11 protein-coding genes and 2 tRNA genes are annotated in these 13,678 nt (G+C 39.5%); 4 read left to right on the top strand and 9 right to left on the bottom strand.

The features are described from left to right. Window positions 1–6: 6 nt before the first annotated feature. Entirely contained in the window at window positions 7–1,314 is a 1,308-nt protein-coding gene (locus AA974_RS04860) for a hypothetical protein (protein ID WP_064433655.1), read from the bottom strand. Window positions 1,315–1,500: 186 nt separating this feature from the next. On the opposite strand from AA974_RS04860, the gene AA974_RS04855 reads away from it, so the two are divergent. Next, window positions 1,501–2,796, top strand: a complete 1,296-nt coding sequence (locus tag AA974_RS04855; protein WP_064433654.1) for a glycosyltransferase family 8 protein — start codon at window positions 1,501–1,503, stop codon at window positions 2,794–2,796. Window positions 2,797–2,807: 11 nt separating this feature from the next. Here the strand turns inward: AA974_RS04855 and AA974_RS04850 are convergent, their stop codons facing one another. From AA974_RS04850 to AA974_RS04835, 4 genes are all read right to left on the bottom strand, one after another. Beyond that, window positions 2,808–3,854: an NAD(P)-dependent alcohol dehydrogenase gene (locus tag AA974_RS04850; protein ID WP_064433653.1), complete on the bottom strand. Its 1,047-nt coding sequence runs from the start codon at window positions 3,852–3,854 to the stop codon at window positions 2,808–2,810. 161 nt (window positions 3,855–4,015) lie between these two features. Then, entirely contained in the window at window positions 4,016–5,026 is a 1,011-nt protein-coding gene (locus AA974_RS04845) for a glucokinase (RefSeq protein ID WP_064433652.1), read from the bottom strand. Continuing rightward, window positions 5,013–5,696 (bottom strand): 6-phosphogluconolactonase, encoded by a 684-nt coding sequence (gene pgl, locus AA974_RS04840; RefSeq protein ID WP_064433651.1) that lies wholly within the window; start codon window positions 5,694–5,696, stop codon window positions 5,013–5,015. Before pgl ends, AA974_RS04845 begins: the two co-directional genes overlap by 14 nt. 10 nt (window positions 5,697–5,706) lie before the next feature. Beyond that, window positions 5,707–6,984: a glucose-6-phosphate dehydrogenase gene (locus tag AA974_RS04835; protein ID WP_064433650.1), complete on the bottom strand. Its 1,278-nt coding sequence runs from the start codon at window positions 6,982–6,984 to the stop codon at window positions 5,707–5,709. Window positions 6,985–7,049: 65 nt separating this feature from the next. Here AA974_RS04835 and edd point away from each other — a divergent pair, with 65 nt between their 5' ends. The 3 genes from edd to hcpC all read left to right on the top strand — a co-directional run bounded on the left by edd (window position 7,050) and on the right by hcpC (window position 10,464). Beyond that, window positions 7,050–8,870, top strand: a complete 1,821-nt coding sequence (gene edd / locus AA974_RS04830; protein ID WP_064433649.1) for a phosphogluconate dehydratase — start codon at window positions 7,050–7,052, stop codon at window positions 8,868–8,870. A 25-nt stretch (window positions 8,871–8,895) separates the two neighbouring features. Continuing rightward, entirely contained in the window at window positions 8,896–9,522 is a 627-nt protein-coding gene (locus AA974_RS04825) for a bifunctional 4-hydroxy-2-oxoglutarate aldolase/2-dehydro-3-deoxy-phosphogluconate aldolase (protein WP_064433648.1), read from the top strand. Between the two features lie 69 nt (window positions 9,523–9,591). Beyond that, window positions 9,592–10,464 carry a Sel1-like repeat protein HcpC gene (gene hcpC, locus AA974_RS04820; RefSeq protein ID WP_064433647.1) on the top strand — a complete coding sequence of 291 codons (873 nt, stop codon included), beginning with the start codon at window positions 9,592–9,594 and terminating at the stop codon, window positions 10,462–10,464. A 189-nt stretch (window positions 10,465–10,653) separates the two neighbouring features. On the opposite strand, the gene AA974_RS04815 is transcribed toward hcpC, so the two are convergent. The 4 genes from AA974_RS04815 to AA974_RS04800 all read right to left on the bottom strand — a co-directional run bounded on the left by AA974_RS04815 (window position 10,654) and on the right by AA974_RS04800 (window position 13,562). Next, complete coding sequence (locus AA974_RS04815) at window positions 10,654–11,406, bottom strand: SDR family oxidoreductase (RefSeq protein WP_064433646.1); 753 nt, start codon at window positions 11,404–11,406, stop codon at window positions 10,654–10,656. A 20-nt stretch (window positions 11,407–11,426) separates the two neighbouring features. Then, window positions 11,427–12,962 (bottom strand): hypothetical protein, encoded by a 1,536-nt coding sequence (locus AA974_RS04810; protein ID WP_064433645.1) that lies wholly within the window; start codon window positions 12,960–12,962, stop codon window positions 11,427–11,429. Between the two features lie 432 nt (window positions 12,963–13,394). Further along, window positions 13,395–13,470, bottom strand: a tRNA-Ala gene (locus AA974_RS04805). Window positions 13,471–13,485: 15 nt separating this feature from the next. Next, window positions 13,486–13,562: transfer RNA gene (locus tag AA974_RS04800), tRNA-Ile, on the bottom strand. Window positions 13,563–13,678: the final 116 nt, after the last annotated feature.

Raw genomic sequence — 13,678 nt, 5'->3', positions numbered from 1 at the left:
ATATAGTTATTTAGAGGTTTTAGATTTGACAAAATCAATCAACTCTCGTGTGTCTATGGTTAGGGTTAAGAATTGCTGATAAGTAGTGATCCACTTGCCCCCTTTTCCATACAAATGATACCCATCGCCCCCACCTAAAAAGTTAAAAAACGCATCCGCTCGCACGCTCACCCATTTATTTTTATAAACATAATAAAGCCCTATCATGTCAAAATTGGGGGCTCTATACCATGGCAGTCCGGTATAAAGGGATTGGCCATAAGTGGCATAAAAGTGCATTTGGGGTTTGTTGGAAAAATAGTATCTGTTAAAAATCCCAAAGCCCTTGTATTGCGCTTGAGCGTAAAATTCCCCCCCAAAGCTGTTATAAAATCGGGCGTTTTTACATTCGCTAGCATAACGCACGCAATAATGGGTTTGAGACGACTGCGTGCCAAAGGTCATAAAAATATTGTCCATATAAGGCATGAGATTTTTAAAATCCGCTTTAAGATAAGCGTGGTAATAGACTCTATCTAAAATAGTAGGGTTAGAGTATTTCCCTATTTCTCCGCCTTGTGGGTTATTTTTTTGACTGAAATAGGGGTAGCCATTAGGCCATTGTGGGGTTGCATCGCTTGGTTTTAAGTAGGAATTTCCGCCATAAGGGTAGTTATCTCCCATGCTATGAGAGCTAGCGTTATGAAAAATGACAAGCTGTCCCCCTAAACCCAAATACCCTTTAAGAAACTGAAATTCTGAAGAAACAAAATACAAGAATTGATCAAAATCGTAATTTTTCTTTTTGGGCTGGTTGTTCCAATTGCGCCCCCCATACCAATCAACAACGCCCTCAAACCACCCATTCCACCAGCGATTAGGATCATAAGCCGGCTTGAATTGAAACGCTCCTCCCCTAAAAGTAGGGTCTATAAACCAAAAAAGTTTTTTAAAAGCGCTTAAAGGGTAATACCCTATTTGATAGCTTCGTGGCACAATGCCTAAAAAAAACCTCAAATTTTTCCCTATGTATTGGTAATACATCGTAACCCCCCATGAATAAGGGAAATAACTATAATGCGTGTGTAAATTTTGAATGAACCACGCTCCAAACATCAAGGCCTGTCTTTTGTCTAATTGAACGCCAATTTGAGGCATGAGACGACCTTGCATTTTGGTTAGGCTATTCCAATAGGGGTTGTTGGCTGGGGCCACTAAATTGAAATTAAAGCTCATAAACTTCAAGTCATAGACAAAACTAGCCGCCTTGATTAAGGGTGGTATTAAAAAACTTGAAAATAACAACGCAAAAAGAGATTTTTTTAAGAAAATCAAATGAGAATACAGCCCCTTTCATCATCTTTTAACATTGCAGCATTTAAAATAGCCACACTTAAAGACAAGATACGATTTTAAATTAATTTTCATTAAAAACAACATAAAAACCCAAAACAGAACCCTTTCAAGTTTGGTTTTTTTTTTTTTGGATAAAATAGCTTTAAAAAAGGGTATTTAATTTTTATGACTCCAGCTTCAAGCCATTCTTTTAAAGAACAAGATTTTCATATCCCTATCGCTTTTGCTTTTGATAAGAATTACCTTATTCCTGCGGGCGCATGTATTTATTCCTTGTTGGAAAGCATCGCTAAAGCCAATAAAAAAATTCGTTACACCCTACACGCTTTAGTGGTGGGCTTGAATGAAGAAGATAAGGCAAAGCTTTACCAAATCGCAGAGTCTTTTAAAGAATTTGCTGCTTTAGAAGTGAAAGATATTGAACCTTTTTTAGACACTATCCCTAATCCTTTTGATGAGGATTTCACCAAGCGTTTTTCTAAAATGGTGTTAGTGAAGTATTTTCTAGCGGACTTGTTCCCCAAATATTCCAAAATGGTGTGGAGCGATGTGGATGTCATCTTTTGTAATGAATTTAGCGCTGATTTCTTAAACATTAAAGAAGATGATGAGAATTATTTTTATGGGGTTTTAGAAGTTGAAAAGCACCACATGATGGAAGGGTTTTTGTTTTGCAATTTAGATTACTGGCGCAAGAAGAATTTCACCTTAAGAATGCATAATCTTTTAAAGGGGAATGAGGCTAAAGAAGAGTTGGATTTTACAAAATGGTGTTGGCCTAACATGAAAGCTTTAGGGATTGAATATTGCGTTTTCCCTTGGTATTACACCATTAAAGATTTTTCTAACGCGTATTTAAACAAGAATTACAAGAAAACCATTTTAGGGGCACTTCAAAACCCTACCATTATCCACTATGACGCTTGGTTGGGGGCGGTGAAGCCTTGGGATTATCCTTTTGGTTTAAAAGCGGATTTATGGCTGAACGCTTTGACTAAAACCCCTTTTATGAGCGATTGGATTGATTCGATCGCTAGGGTGGAAATAGGCAGCGAAAAATGGCATCGTTACCACAGCATCGTTGCCTATCGCTACTACTTTCCCCTAGAAAAGACTGAAGAGCAGATCGCCCATGACGCGCTCAAGACTTTTTTAGATCATTATTTTTCGTGCATCCATGACGCAATCAAGCAGGAAAATCTCGAAATGTTCTTAAACCACTACTTCTCGCATGCCCATGCAGAGATTAAAGAAAACTCCCTTGAAGCGTTCTTGAACCACTACTTCTCGCATGTTCATAGACTCCCTAAAAACGCACAAAAGAAACTCTTTAGGGTGTTTGTCAAACACTGCATCCTCATGCCATTCAAGAGCCTTGTGGGTAAGACTCTGCGATTCTTAAAACTCCATGCACCAACCAAAAAAATCCTAATCCAACTCAAGCTCTTAAAAAAGAGCTAGAGCCAAAGCCTTTAATCAAACGATTTTTTCATATCAATCACATAGCGGAATTTCGCTTTCCCATGGGTTAGGTTGTGATAAGCGGTGTCAATATCCTTGCCTAAAATCAAATCCACTTCAGGGTAAATATGGTGTTTAATAGAAAAATCCATCATCTCTTGGGTTTCTTTAATGCCCCCAATCAATGAGCCATAAACCTTGCGATTGCCTAAAAAGATAAAATCAAAAACGCTGAGCGTTGGAGCGACTTCTACAGGGGGGAGTCCCACAAGGGCTAGATCGCCATTATAAGTTAAGAGCTTGAGGTAGTCTTTTAAGTCATAATGGGTAGGAATGGTTGAAATGATAAAATCCAATTCTTCTTTGCATTGTTTAGGGTCAGTGTAGAAATGTTTAGCCCCCATGCTTAAAGCGTCTTGCTTTTTGTGTTCATTTCTTGCAAAAACGCTCACTTCAGCCCCCATAGCCACAGCGTATTTAACCGCCATGCTTCCTAGCCCGCCAAACCCAGCGACGCCAACTTTTGTGCCTTTGGTAACTTTAGAAAATTTTAAGGGCGAATAAGTGGTGATGCCTGCGCAAAGCAAGGGGGCTACTTTTTCTAAAGGAGCGTTTTTATCCACGCTAATCACATAGTTTTCATCCACGACAATATTATTAGAGTATCCGCCCATGTGGGGTTCGTTGCCATGGAAAGAATCCAAACAATCGTAAGTGAATACCACTTTAGCACAAAATTGCTCTTGGTGTTCTTTACAGGGTTTACACGCTTTGCATGAATTGACAAAACAGCCCACGCCCACCACATCGCCAACCTTAAATTTCTTAACTTCCTTACCCACTTCTTTGATGATCCCAGCGATTTCATGCCCAGGAATCATAGGATAAATGCCTTCTTTCCATTCGCTATAAGCACTATGAATATCGCTATGGCAAATCCCTGCATAAAGAATGTCAATCAACACATCTTTAGGGCCTACAGCATGGCGGCTAAAATCATGGGGTTTGAAATGCCCGTCTTTAGAAAAAATAGCAAAACCTTTAGATTGAACTTTCATTAAAACTCCTTGTTTGATTAAAATACCGCTATTGTATCGTTTTTATGGTTTGCTTATATTTCTATAGGTTTAACTAATTTTATCATTGTTGGTTATATGGTATCGTTGTTTGGCGTGCTTTAAACACACCCCTTGTATAAGGCGCTTCTGTCTTAATACTGCTATATCTTATCATGCAGTAAATAATTCTCTAACGCAATGCCTGCCCCATCAAGTCCTGGAGTTTTTTTCAGCACGACATGTACAGGGATAGAAGCGAGAAACGCTCCCATGCGCCCTTTCGTTTCAAAACGCGCTCTAAAGGGCGAAGTTTTAAAATAATCAATGAATCGCGGGATAATCCCCCCACACAAATACACGCCCCCCCTAGCCCCCAAAGTGAGAGCCACATCAGCAGCGAGCGTGCCCAGCATGGAGCAAAAAGTGTCCAAGGTCAATCGGCATATAGGGTAATCCCCATTCAAAGCGCGTTCGCTAATGATTTGTGGGGTTAATTCAGCCTTGCTTAACTTCGCCACTTTTTCTAATCCTTTGCGTTTAGACAGGGCTTCATAAATCAACACCAAACCGCTCCCGCTCAAAAACCTTTCCGCGCTCACATGGTTGAATTTAGAGCGGGCGTATTGCCACACTAAAATTTCTAGATCATCAAAAGGGGCAAAGCTCACATGCCCCCCTTCACCGGGCAAGACTTTTAAAGAGCCATCGCTGTTTTGGATAAGAGTGCTTACCCCAAGCCCAGTTCCTGGCCCTAAAATCGCTTTAGGAGCGTTGATTTCGCACTTAATTCCGCCTATTTGAGCCAGATCGTTTTCTTGCATCGCGCTAATGGCATAGGCTTGCGCGACAAAATCATTGATGACAAGCAATTTTTTTAAATTCAAACATTGCCGTGTCGTTTCAATAGAAAAAGTCCAGTGGTTGTTAGTCATTTGGACAAAATCCCCCATAATGGGTGTAGCCACAGCAAAAGAGCCATAAATAGGGTGCAGTTTAAGGCTTTCTTTGCATTTAGAAAGGTAGAATCGCACCGCATCGCTCAAGCTTTCAAAATCTTCGCATGGCAAAACTTCAATGCATTCAATCTGTCGTGGGGCGACTTCTAAACCAAAGCGCGCGTTCGTGCCACCAATATCGGCTAATAGTCTTGGGTAAGTTTCAGTGTTTGGCATAAAACACCTCCGTGGTAACTTTTTTAGAATGTAAAATCCGAGCAATCGGCAGAGAATAGGGAGCGTTTTCTTTTAAAGCTTTTTCTAAAACTCCCCTTTTTTGCGCTCCGCTAATGCTTAAGAAAAGTTTTTCGCAATTTTCTAAGGCGTTAATAGACATGCTCAGGCGCTCATAAGGAGCGTTAGCTGGCTTAGTCAAGACGATATTTTCTTTTTCTTCGTTTAAAAAAGCACTCGTTTCAGGAAAAAGGCTAGCCGTATGCCCGTCAGTCCCCATGCCCAAAATGGCTAAATGGGGCTGTTTGAAATGCTGGTTAGCAAAATTAAAAAGCGCGTTTGTATCGCTAGAAATCTTTTCAGGCAAAAGCGGGATGAAAGAAGCTTTTAAGGCGTTATTTTGCAACAAGTAGTCGTGTAATAATTTGGTGTTGCTATCATCATGGCTTGTGTCTATAATGCGTTCATCCACCAAACTGATTAAACACTCATGCCATTTGAGATCTAAAACGCTCAATTTTTGCAACAAGCTAACGGGCGAACGGCCCCCAGAAAAAGCGATAGAAACCTGATGATGCTTTTTTAAGGCGGTGTTAAAAAATTCTTTAAAACGCTCTATTAAAACCTTGTGGCAATCTTGTAAATTTTCAAATTCAAACAATTGATAACCCATGAAATCCCTTTTATTGATAGAGTGGTTTTAAAAATTCTGATTCGTTTAGATTGTGGCTTTCATAGGAATATAAGGGCGTGGCGTTATTCATAAAACCTTCTATGAGCGTGTCAATAAAAACCCATGACGCTTCTAATTCCAACTGGTGGGCGAAATTATTGTGGTTATTTTGTATCGCATCATAGAGCAATTTAGCGTAGGGCTGTAAAAATTCTTGTTTGTGATGGGTTTCTAAAATAAGGGGGTTTTGATGATCTTTTAGGGTGAGGGTGATTTTATCTTGAGAGAGAAAAAATTCTAGCGTATTGACTGCATTAAAATGGATTTTCACGCTCGCTTGGTTGCGGGACATTTTTTTAGCGTGTTTAAGGTAGAAAGGCACGCCCTTAAATTTAGGCGTATCCAAAAAGGCTTTAATAGCGACAAAAGTCTCTGTCTGGCTCTCTTTATTGACCTTATTTTCATCTCTATAGCCTTGATATTGGGCCCGAACAACCTGTTTTTTAAAGTCTTTAGGGGGTTGTAAGGTTTTTAAAACTTTGATTTTTTCTTTTCTCAAATCCTTTAAATCGTTGGGTAAATCTGTAGCGATAAGGGATAGAATTTGCAAGAGATGGTTTTGAACCATATCCCTTAAAGCCCCGATTTTATCGTAAAATTCGCCCCTTTCTTCCACCCCTAAAGTCTCATACACGCAGATTTCAACCGCACTGATTTGATCCCATAAAATGTTTAAGATAGGGTTATTTAAGCGCAATTCAAGGATATTTTGAACGCCCTTTTTCCCTAAATAATGATCGATTCTAAAGATTTGTTCTTCTTTAAAAAAAGCGCTAATGCTTTGGAAAATCTCTCTACAAGTCTTTAAATCATGCCCTAAAGGCTTTTCTAAAATCAAGCGCGTATTAGCGTGATTGAGCGCGTTTTTGGCCAAATTTTGAGCGGTCGTTGTAAAAAAACCAGGAGAGATAGAAAAGTAGAAAATCAAGGGTTTATTTTTTGTAGCGGTTTTACTCAATTCTTCAAAGTCTTTAGGGTTATCCAAACGAACGCAAAAATAACTGATATGGGCTAAAAATTCCTTACCCTTTTCTCTTGAATGCAGTTGTGTCTTTTCGCAAAGAAGCGCTAAAAATTTTTCATTAGATAGATCCTTACGCCCAGATGCGATAATTTTAGAATCTTTTTTAAAACCATAATAGATATAAATTTCATAGAGCGAAACAAAGAGCTTTCGCATGGCTAAATCCCCAGTCGCACCAAAAAGAACCAGATCAAAATCTAACATCAATAACCCTTTTAGAGTGTTTTTGAGTTATTATTATATATTAAATCTTAATTAAAGGGGTGTTCATGCCTAAGCATTCTTTAGAACAAATCAAAGAAAAAATTACAGAGCGTAGCAAAAAAACCAGAGAGCTTTATTTAGAAAATATTTTTAACCCTAAAAACCAGCCCAAGATTGAGAGCTTGGGTTGTGCGAATATCGCACATGTTACAGCGAGCATGCCAGAGCATTTAAAAATACCTTTAGGTTCGCATAAAAGAAAGCATTTTGCGATTATCACGGCTTATAATGACATGCTTTCAGCCCACCAACCTTTTAAAAATTACCCTGACTTGATTAAAAAAGAGTTGCAAGAGCATAACGCTTATGCGAGTGTCGCTAGTGGCGTGCCAGCGATGTGTGATGGTATCACGCAGGGTTATGATGGCATGGAATTGAGCTTATTCAGCAGAGATGTGATCGCTTTAAGCACCGCCGTAGGGTTAAGCCATAATGTTTTTGACGGGGCGTTTTTTTTGGGCGTGTGCGATAAGATCGTGCCAGGCTTACTCATAGGAGCGTTAAGCTTTGGGAATTTAGCGAGCGTGTTTGTGCCAAGTGGGCCTATGGTGAGCGGGATAGAAAATTATAAAAAAGCCAAAGCGCGCCAAGATTTTGCAATGGGAAAGATCAACAGAGAAGAGCTTTTAAAAGTGGAAATGCAAAGCTATCATGATGTGGGCACTTGCACTTTTTATGGCACGGCTAATTCTAATCAAATGATGATGGAGTTTATGGGGTTGCATGTGGCTAATTCTAGCTTTATCAACCCTAACAACCCCTTGCGGAAGGTTTTAGTAGAAGAGAGCGCGAAAAGATTGGCGAGCGGGAAAGTTCTGCCTTTAGCCAAACTCATTGATGAAAAAAGCATTCTTAACGCTCTTATAGGCTTAATGGCAACAGGAGGTTCCACTAACCACACTTTACATTTAATCGCTATCGCTAGATCTTGTGGGGTGGTTCTCAATTGGGATGATTTTGACGCTGTTTCTAATCTCATACCCCTTTTAGCTAAAGTCTATCCTAACGGATCAGTGGATGTGAACGCTTTTGAAGCGTGTGGGGGCTTAGCGTTTGTGATCAAAGAATTGTTAAAAGAGGGGCTTTTATTTGAAGACACTCATACCATTATGGATACAGAAACGCAAAAAGGCATGCAAAATTACACCAAAACCCCCTTTTTAGAAAACGGCCAATTGGTGTATAAAGACGCTGTTAGTCATAGCCTGAATACGGACATTTTACGCCCTGTTAGCGAACCTTTTGCTGCTAATGGGGGGCTTAAAATCTTAAAGGGTAATTTAGGGCGGGCTGTGATTAAAATCTCAGCCATTAAAGATGAGCATAGGAAAGTTAAAGCCAGAGCGATTGTTTTTAAAACCCAAAGCGAATTTTTAGAACGCTTTAAAAATAAAGAATTAGAAAGGGACTTTGTGGCTGTCTTGCCTTTCCAAGGGCCTAAATCTAACGGCATGCCAGAATTGCACAAACTCACCACGAATTTAGGGGCTTTGCAGGATATGGGCTATAAGGTCGCACTTGTTACGGATGGGCGCATGAGCGGGGCGAGCGGGAAAGTGCCTAGTGCGATCCATTTAAGCCCTGAGGGAGCGTTAAATGGGGCGATCATTAAGATTAAAGATGGCGATTTGATAGAATTAGACGCTCCTAATAACGCTTTGAATGTGCTTGAAAAGGATTTTGAAAATAGAGGCATCAACCCCTTGTTTTTAGAAACCTTAGAAAATTTAGAAAAGCCTAGTTTTGGGTTGGGTAGGGAATTATTTACGAGTTTAAGATTGAATGTCAATACCGCTGAAGAGGGTGCTATGAGTTTTGGCATATAAGGTATAAAAATATAAAGGAGATAAAATGAAAGATAAAATAATAGAGATTTTACAAATTAGCCCCATTGTCCCTGTGGTGGTGGTTGAGAATATAAAAGACGCTGTGCCTTTAGCACAAAGCCTGATAGAGGGGGGTATTCAAATCATAGAAGTGACTTTGCGCTCCAACTGTGCTTTAGAGGCCATAGAGCTTATCGCTAAGAATGTGCCAAAAATGCGTGTGGGTGCTGGCACGATCCTAAATCCCACTCAATTAGAGCAAGCTCAAAATAGGGGGGCAGAGTTTTTGATTAGTCCGGGTCTTACAATAAAGCTTTTAGAATACGCAAAGAAAAAAAACATGCCTTTAATACCTGGGGTTTCTAGTAGCAGTGAAGTCATGCAAGCCTTAGAATTGGGCTATAGCGCTTTAAAATTTTTCCCGGCAGAGTATTGCGGGGGCGTTAAGCTTTTAAACGCTTTTAATGGTCCTTTTAAAGGGGTGAAATTTTGCCCTACTGGGGGGATTAGCGTGGATAACATGCGTTCTTATTTGGATTTAGAAAATGTTTTGTGCGTGGGGGGGAGCTGGCTTACCCCTAAAAATTTGATTCAAAACAAAGAGTGGGATAAAATCACAGAAATTTGCAAGCGAGCGTTAGCTTTAAGATAACAAAGAGATCATGGCATTTTGTATTTGCTTAATAACACTATAATAAAATTTTTAATAAGGAGATACATCATGTTAGGAAATGTCAAAAAGTCCCTTTTTAGGGTTTTGTGCTTGGGCGCGTTGTGTTTAGGGGGGCTAATGGCAGAGCAAGACCCTAAAGAGCTTGTGGGTTTGGGCACAAAGAGTTACAAAGAGCAAGATTTCACTCAAGCTAAGAAATATTTTGAAAAAGCTTGCGATTTGAAAGAAAATAGCGGGTGTTTTAATTTAGGGGTGCTTTATTATCAAGGGCAAGGAGTGGAAAAGAACTTGAAAAAAGCCGCTTCATTTTACGCTAAAGCTTGCGATTTGAATTACAGCAATGGGTGTCATCTATTAGGGAATTTATATTACAGCGGGCAGGGCGTGTCCCAAAACACCAATAAAGCCCTACAATACTATTCTAAAGCGTGCGATTTGAAATACGCTGAAGGGTGTGCGAGCTTAGGGGGGATTTATCATGATGGTAAAGTGGTAACTAGGGATTTTAAAAAATCGGTGGAATATTTTGCTAAAGCTTGCGATTTAAACGATGGCGATGGTTGCACGATATTAGGGAGCTTGTATGATGAAGGCAGAGGCACGCCTAAAGATTTGAAAAAAGCGCTCGCTTCGTATGACAAGGCTTGCGGTTTGAAAGACAGCCCGGGGTGCTTTAACGCAGGGAATATGTATCATCATGGCGATGGCGTGGCGAAGAATTTTAAAGAGGCTATCGCTCGTTATTCTAAAGCATGCGAATTGGAAAATGGCGGAGGGTGTTTCAACTTAGGGGCCATGCAATACAATGGCGAAGGCGTAACAAGGAATGAAAAACAAGCCATAGAGAACTTTAAAAAAGGCTGTAAATTAGGTGCTAAAGGGGCATGCGATATTCTCAAGCAGCTTAAGATCAAAGTTTAGTTTGAATAAGGCTTGATTAAACGGCTTTAAAAAGCGTTCTTTTGGGGGATTAGGGGAATTTTAGGGAGGATTGTTTCAAAATACTTCCTATTCTCTTAAGACAATGAGCCTAAAATAAAGTAACCAAAATCCCTTTTCTTGAAGATAAGTTAAAAAGTTGTTAAAGTTTGAATTTATTCTTAAAACCCCTTAAGGGTTTTTATGGGTAGGTAGGGGAGCGAAAGTTTGGCTTGTGGGCATGATTTCTATGCGGTTGATATTGACATGCAAGGGTTGTTCATAAATCCATAGCACGATGTTAGCAATATCTTGTGGTTTGAGGTAAATGGTGTTTTCATAGACGGATTGGGCTTTTATTTTATCGCCCTTAAAGCGCACCATGCTAAATTCGGTTTCGCCGCACAAACCGGGTTCAACATTACTCACTCTAATGTTAGTGCCGGCTAGATCCGCTCGCAAATTTAAAGAAAATTGTTTCACAAACGCCTTGCTCGCTCCATAGACATTCCCTCCAGGATAGGCGTAAGTGCCAGCGATAGAGCCAAGATTGATGATAGTCCCTTGGTTATGCTCTATCATAGAGGGCAAGATCAAACGAGTGAGATACAACAACCCCTTGATATTCGTGTCTATCATGATTTCCCAGTCGTCTAGCTCGCATTCATAAGCCTTGTTTAAGCCTAGCGCCAAGCCGGCGTTATTGATTAAAGCGTCAATGCGATTTGTCATGGAAAAAATAGTCTCTATCGCTCGCTTAGTTTCAAGCTTGTTTTTAAGATCAAAACACAAGGGAATGAAATGCTTGGGATAAGCGAGTTGCAATTTTTGTAAATTCTCTTTTCGCCTCCCTGTGCCAAAAACCACATGGTTTTTTTGTAAAAACGCTTTAGCGGTTTCTAGCCCAAACCCTGAAGTCGCCCCGCTAACTAAAATGTGTGCCATTTCTATCCTTTAAAATAGGGTTAAAAAAGCCCCTTAAGCCCTTTTTCAACCTTTTCTTTGAGCTTATCATCTTTAAGCAAATGGTCTAAACCTTTTTTAAGGGTGTCGTTTTTTAAGATTTCTTTCAAGCCTTGTTGCAGGTTTTGTTGGATGGCTTTTTCGTTTAAAATGAGGGAAAATTTTGGCTGGTGCATGTTGCCTTGAAGTTTCATTTTAAAAATGAATTTTAAAATTTCTGCATCCATGAGCATGTCCATTTGCTTGGTGTTTAAATCCAATAAGCCGTTATGGATTTTCAATTGGGTTTTGGGGCTTTTCATGCTGAGATCAGAGAGCAGGCGTTGCTGGTTGATCTGGCTTGTCAGATTGACATCGTTATAAATTTCTTTAGTAATATCAAATTTAGAAATGGAGTAGAGGAAATCGCTGAACGAATTTTTGAGGAATCTTGCGTTTTTTAGGCGGGCTTTCAATGCGCCTTGCTTAGCACTAAGGTCATAATCCAAATTAGCGTCTGCAACGGATTGGAAAAACTTAGGGTAATTGAATAAATCTAAGGCTTTTAAAGTGGAAATATTGGAAAAACGGGCTTTCAAATCTTTATTTAAAAGTGTGAAATCCAGCGTGCCGTCGAATAAATTTGAATGGCCGCTGACTTTTAAAAGTTTGGGGCTTTGCTCTATAGCGCCCTTTAGAGTCAAACTCCCTTTTAAGGGGTGGTTGATAATGTTTTGGAGTTTGGCTAGATTGGGTATTTCTAAAGTGTAGGGGGCGTTGAGTTTTAAAGCAGAGAAAAGGTATTCGCTTTTTAGAGCTGTAAAATTGGCTAAAGGGCTAGTCAAGGTGGTATCGCTGATGGCTTTGTTCTCTTTAAAGCCACTTGAGTGCGAGAGGTTGAAAACAAGCGTGTCTTTAAGGTTTAAATGAAAAATTTGATTGATTAGGGCGTTATTGATTAAAGCGTTATTGGCTGTTAGAAGCAAATGCCCTTCTAAAGGCTTTAGAGAGTTAAAACCCGCTTGTAAGGACACTCTTGCGTTCGCATAAGCGGGGCGGTTGAATAAATAAAGCAAATCTTCTAAACTAGCGTCTTTTGCGTTCAGGCTTAAGCGAGAAAGCTTGAAATCATCTAAAAGGGCGTTGTAGGCAGTGTGGGATTGAGCCACATTAGAGACGCCTTGAATCACAAGGGCTTTTCTAGGTCCTTTGATATTCCCAGAAGTGACAATAGCCCCCCTTAAAGGGTAGGGTATCCATTCTTTGAAAGAGCGTAAATTTTTAATATCTATATGGTAATTCAAATCCACGCTTTGCTTTAAAAGTGAAAAATCCCCCTTAAGAATGAGCGTAGAATCATCGTTGGCTTGAGCTTTAAAATCCAAAGAGTTGAATCTCAATTTAAAGGTTTTAACGCTCAAGTAGCGCTCGTTCGGGTTGATTTTTTTCTCTATATACGAAGCGACGATTTTGTTTCCCCATTCTGTAAAAAGGATGAGATAGGTTGTTAAAAGGCCGATTAAAAGAAGCGCAAGTATGGTATAAAGAAGTTTTTTCATGTTTGTTTGTCCTTGAAGCAAATTGAATGGAATATATTAGCTTGTTTTGTAAGGGTTTCTAACATTTTTTAAGCCTTAACGAAAGGCTTGAATTGAGCTGATAAAGAATCAAGCACTAAAAACCCACAATTTTCCCACAACACGCTTACAATCATTGAAAAACTCAATAACGGCGTAAAGCTTAGCAGCACATGAAGCCCTTTAGAGCAAATGTGAGCCAATAAAGGCAGAAAGGCAGAAAGTTATAGAACAAAAGAGATTTTGCGCAATTTAAAGAACAAAGTAAACAAAAAATCTCAATTTAATTCAATCTTCCATCAAGGCGTTTTTAAGTTAAAAGATTTGTGGCGTTAAACAGGGACGATCCAATCGTTTAGGATTTTCCCAACCAAGCATGATTGACAAAAAGAAAAAATTTAAGGAGAAAAACAATGGTGGAGAATAGCGGGATCGAACCGCTGACCTCCTGCGTGCAAAGCAGGCGCTCTCCCAGCTGAGCTAATTCCCCAAAGATTGTAAAAAATGGTGGGCTTAGGAGGAGTTGAACCTCCGACCTCACCCTTATCAGGGGTGCGCTCTAACCACCTGAGCTATAAGCCCTTAAAATTCATCAAAACTAAAGATAGGATTATAGGTTAAAATTTCTTAAAAAATCCTTAAATAATAAATGGGATTAAGATGTTATAATAACTCGTTATTTTTTCATTTCAAAAGGG

The organism is Helicobacter pylori (genome assembly GCF_001653475.1).
Taxonomy (GTDB): Bacteria; Campylobacterota; Campylobacteria; order Campylobacterales; family Helicobacteraceae; genus Helicobacter; species Helicobacter pylori_CM.
Note: the sequence above shows the minus strand (reverse complement) of the source record. Positions and strands in the feature narration are given on the sequence as shown.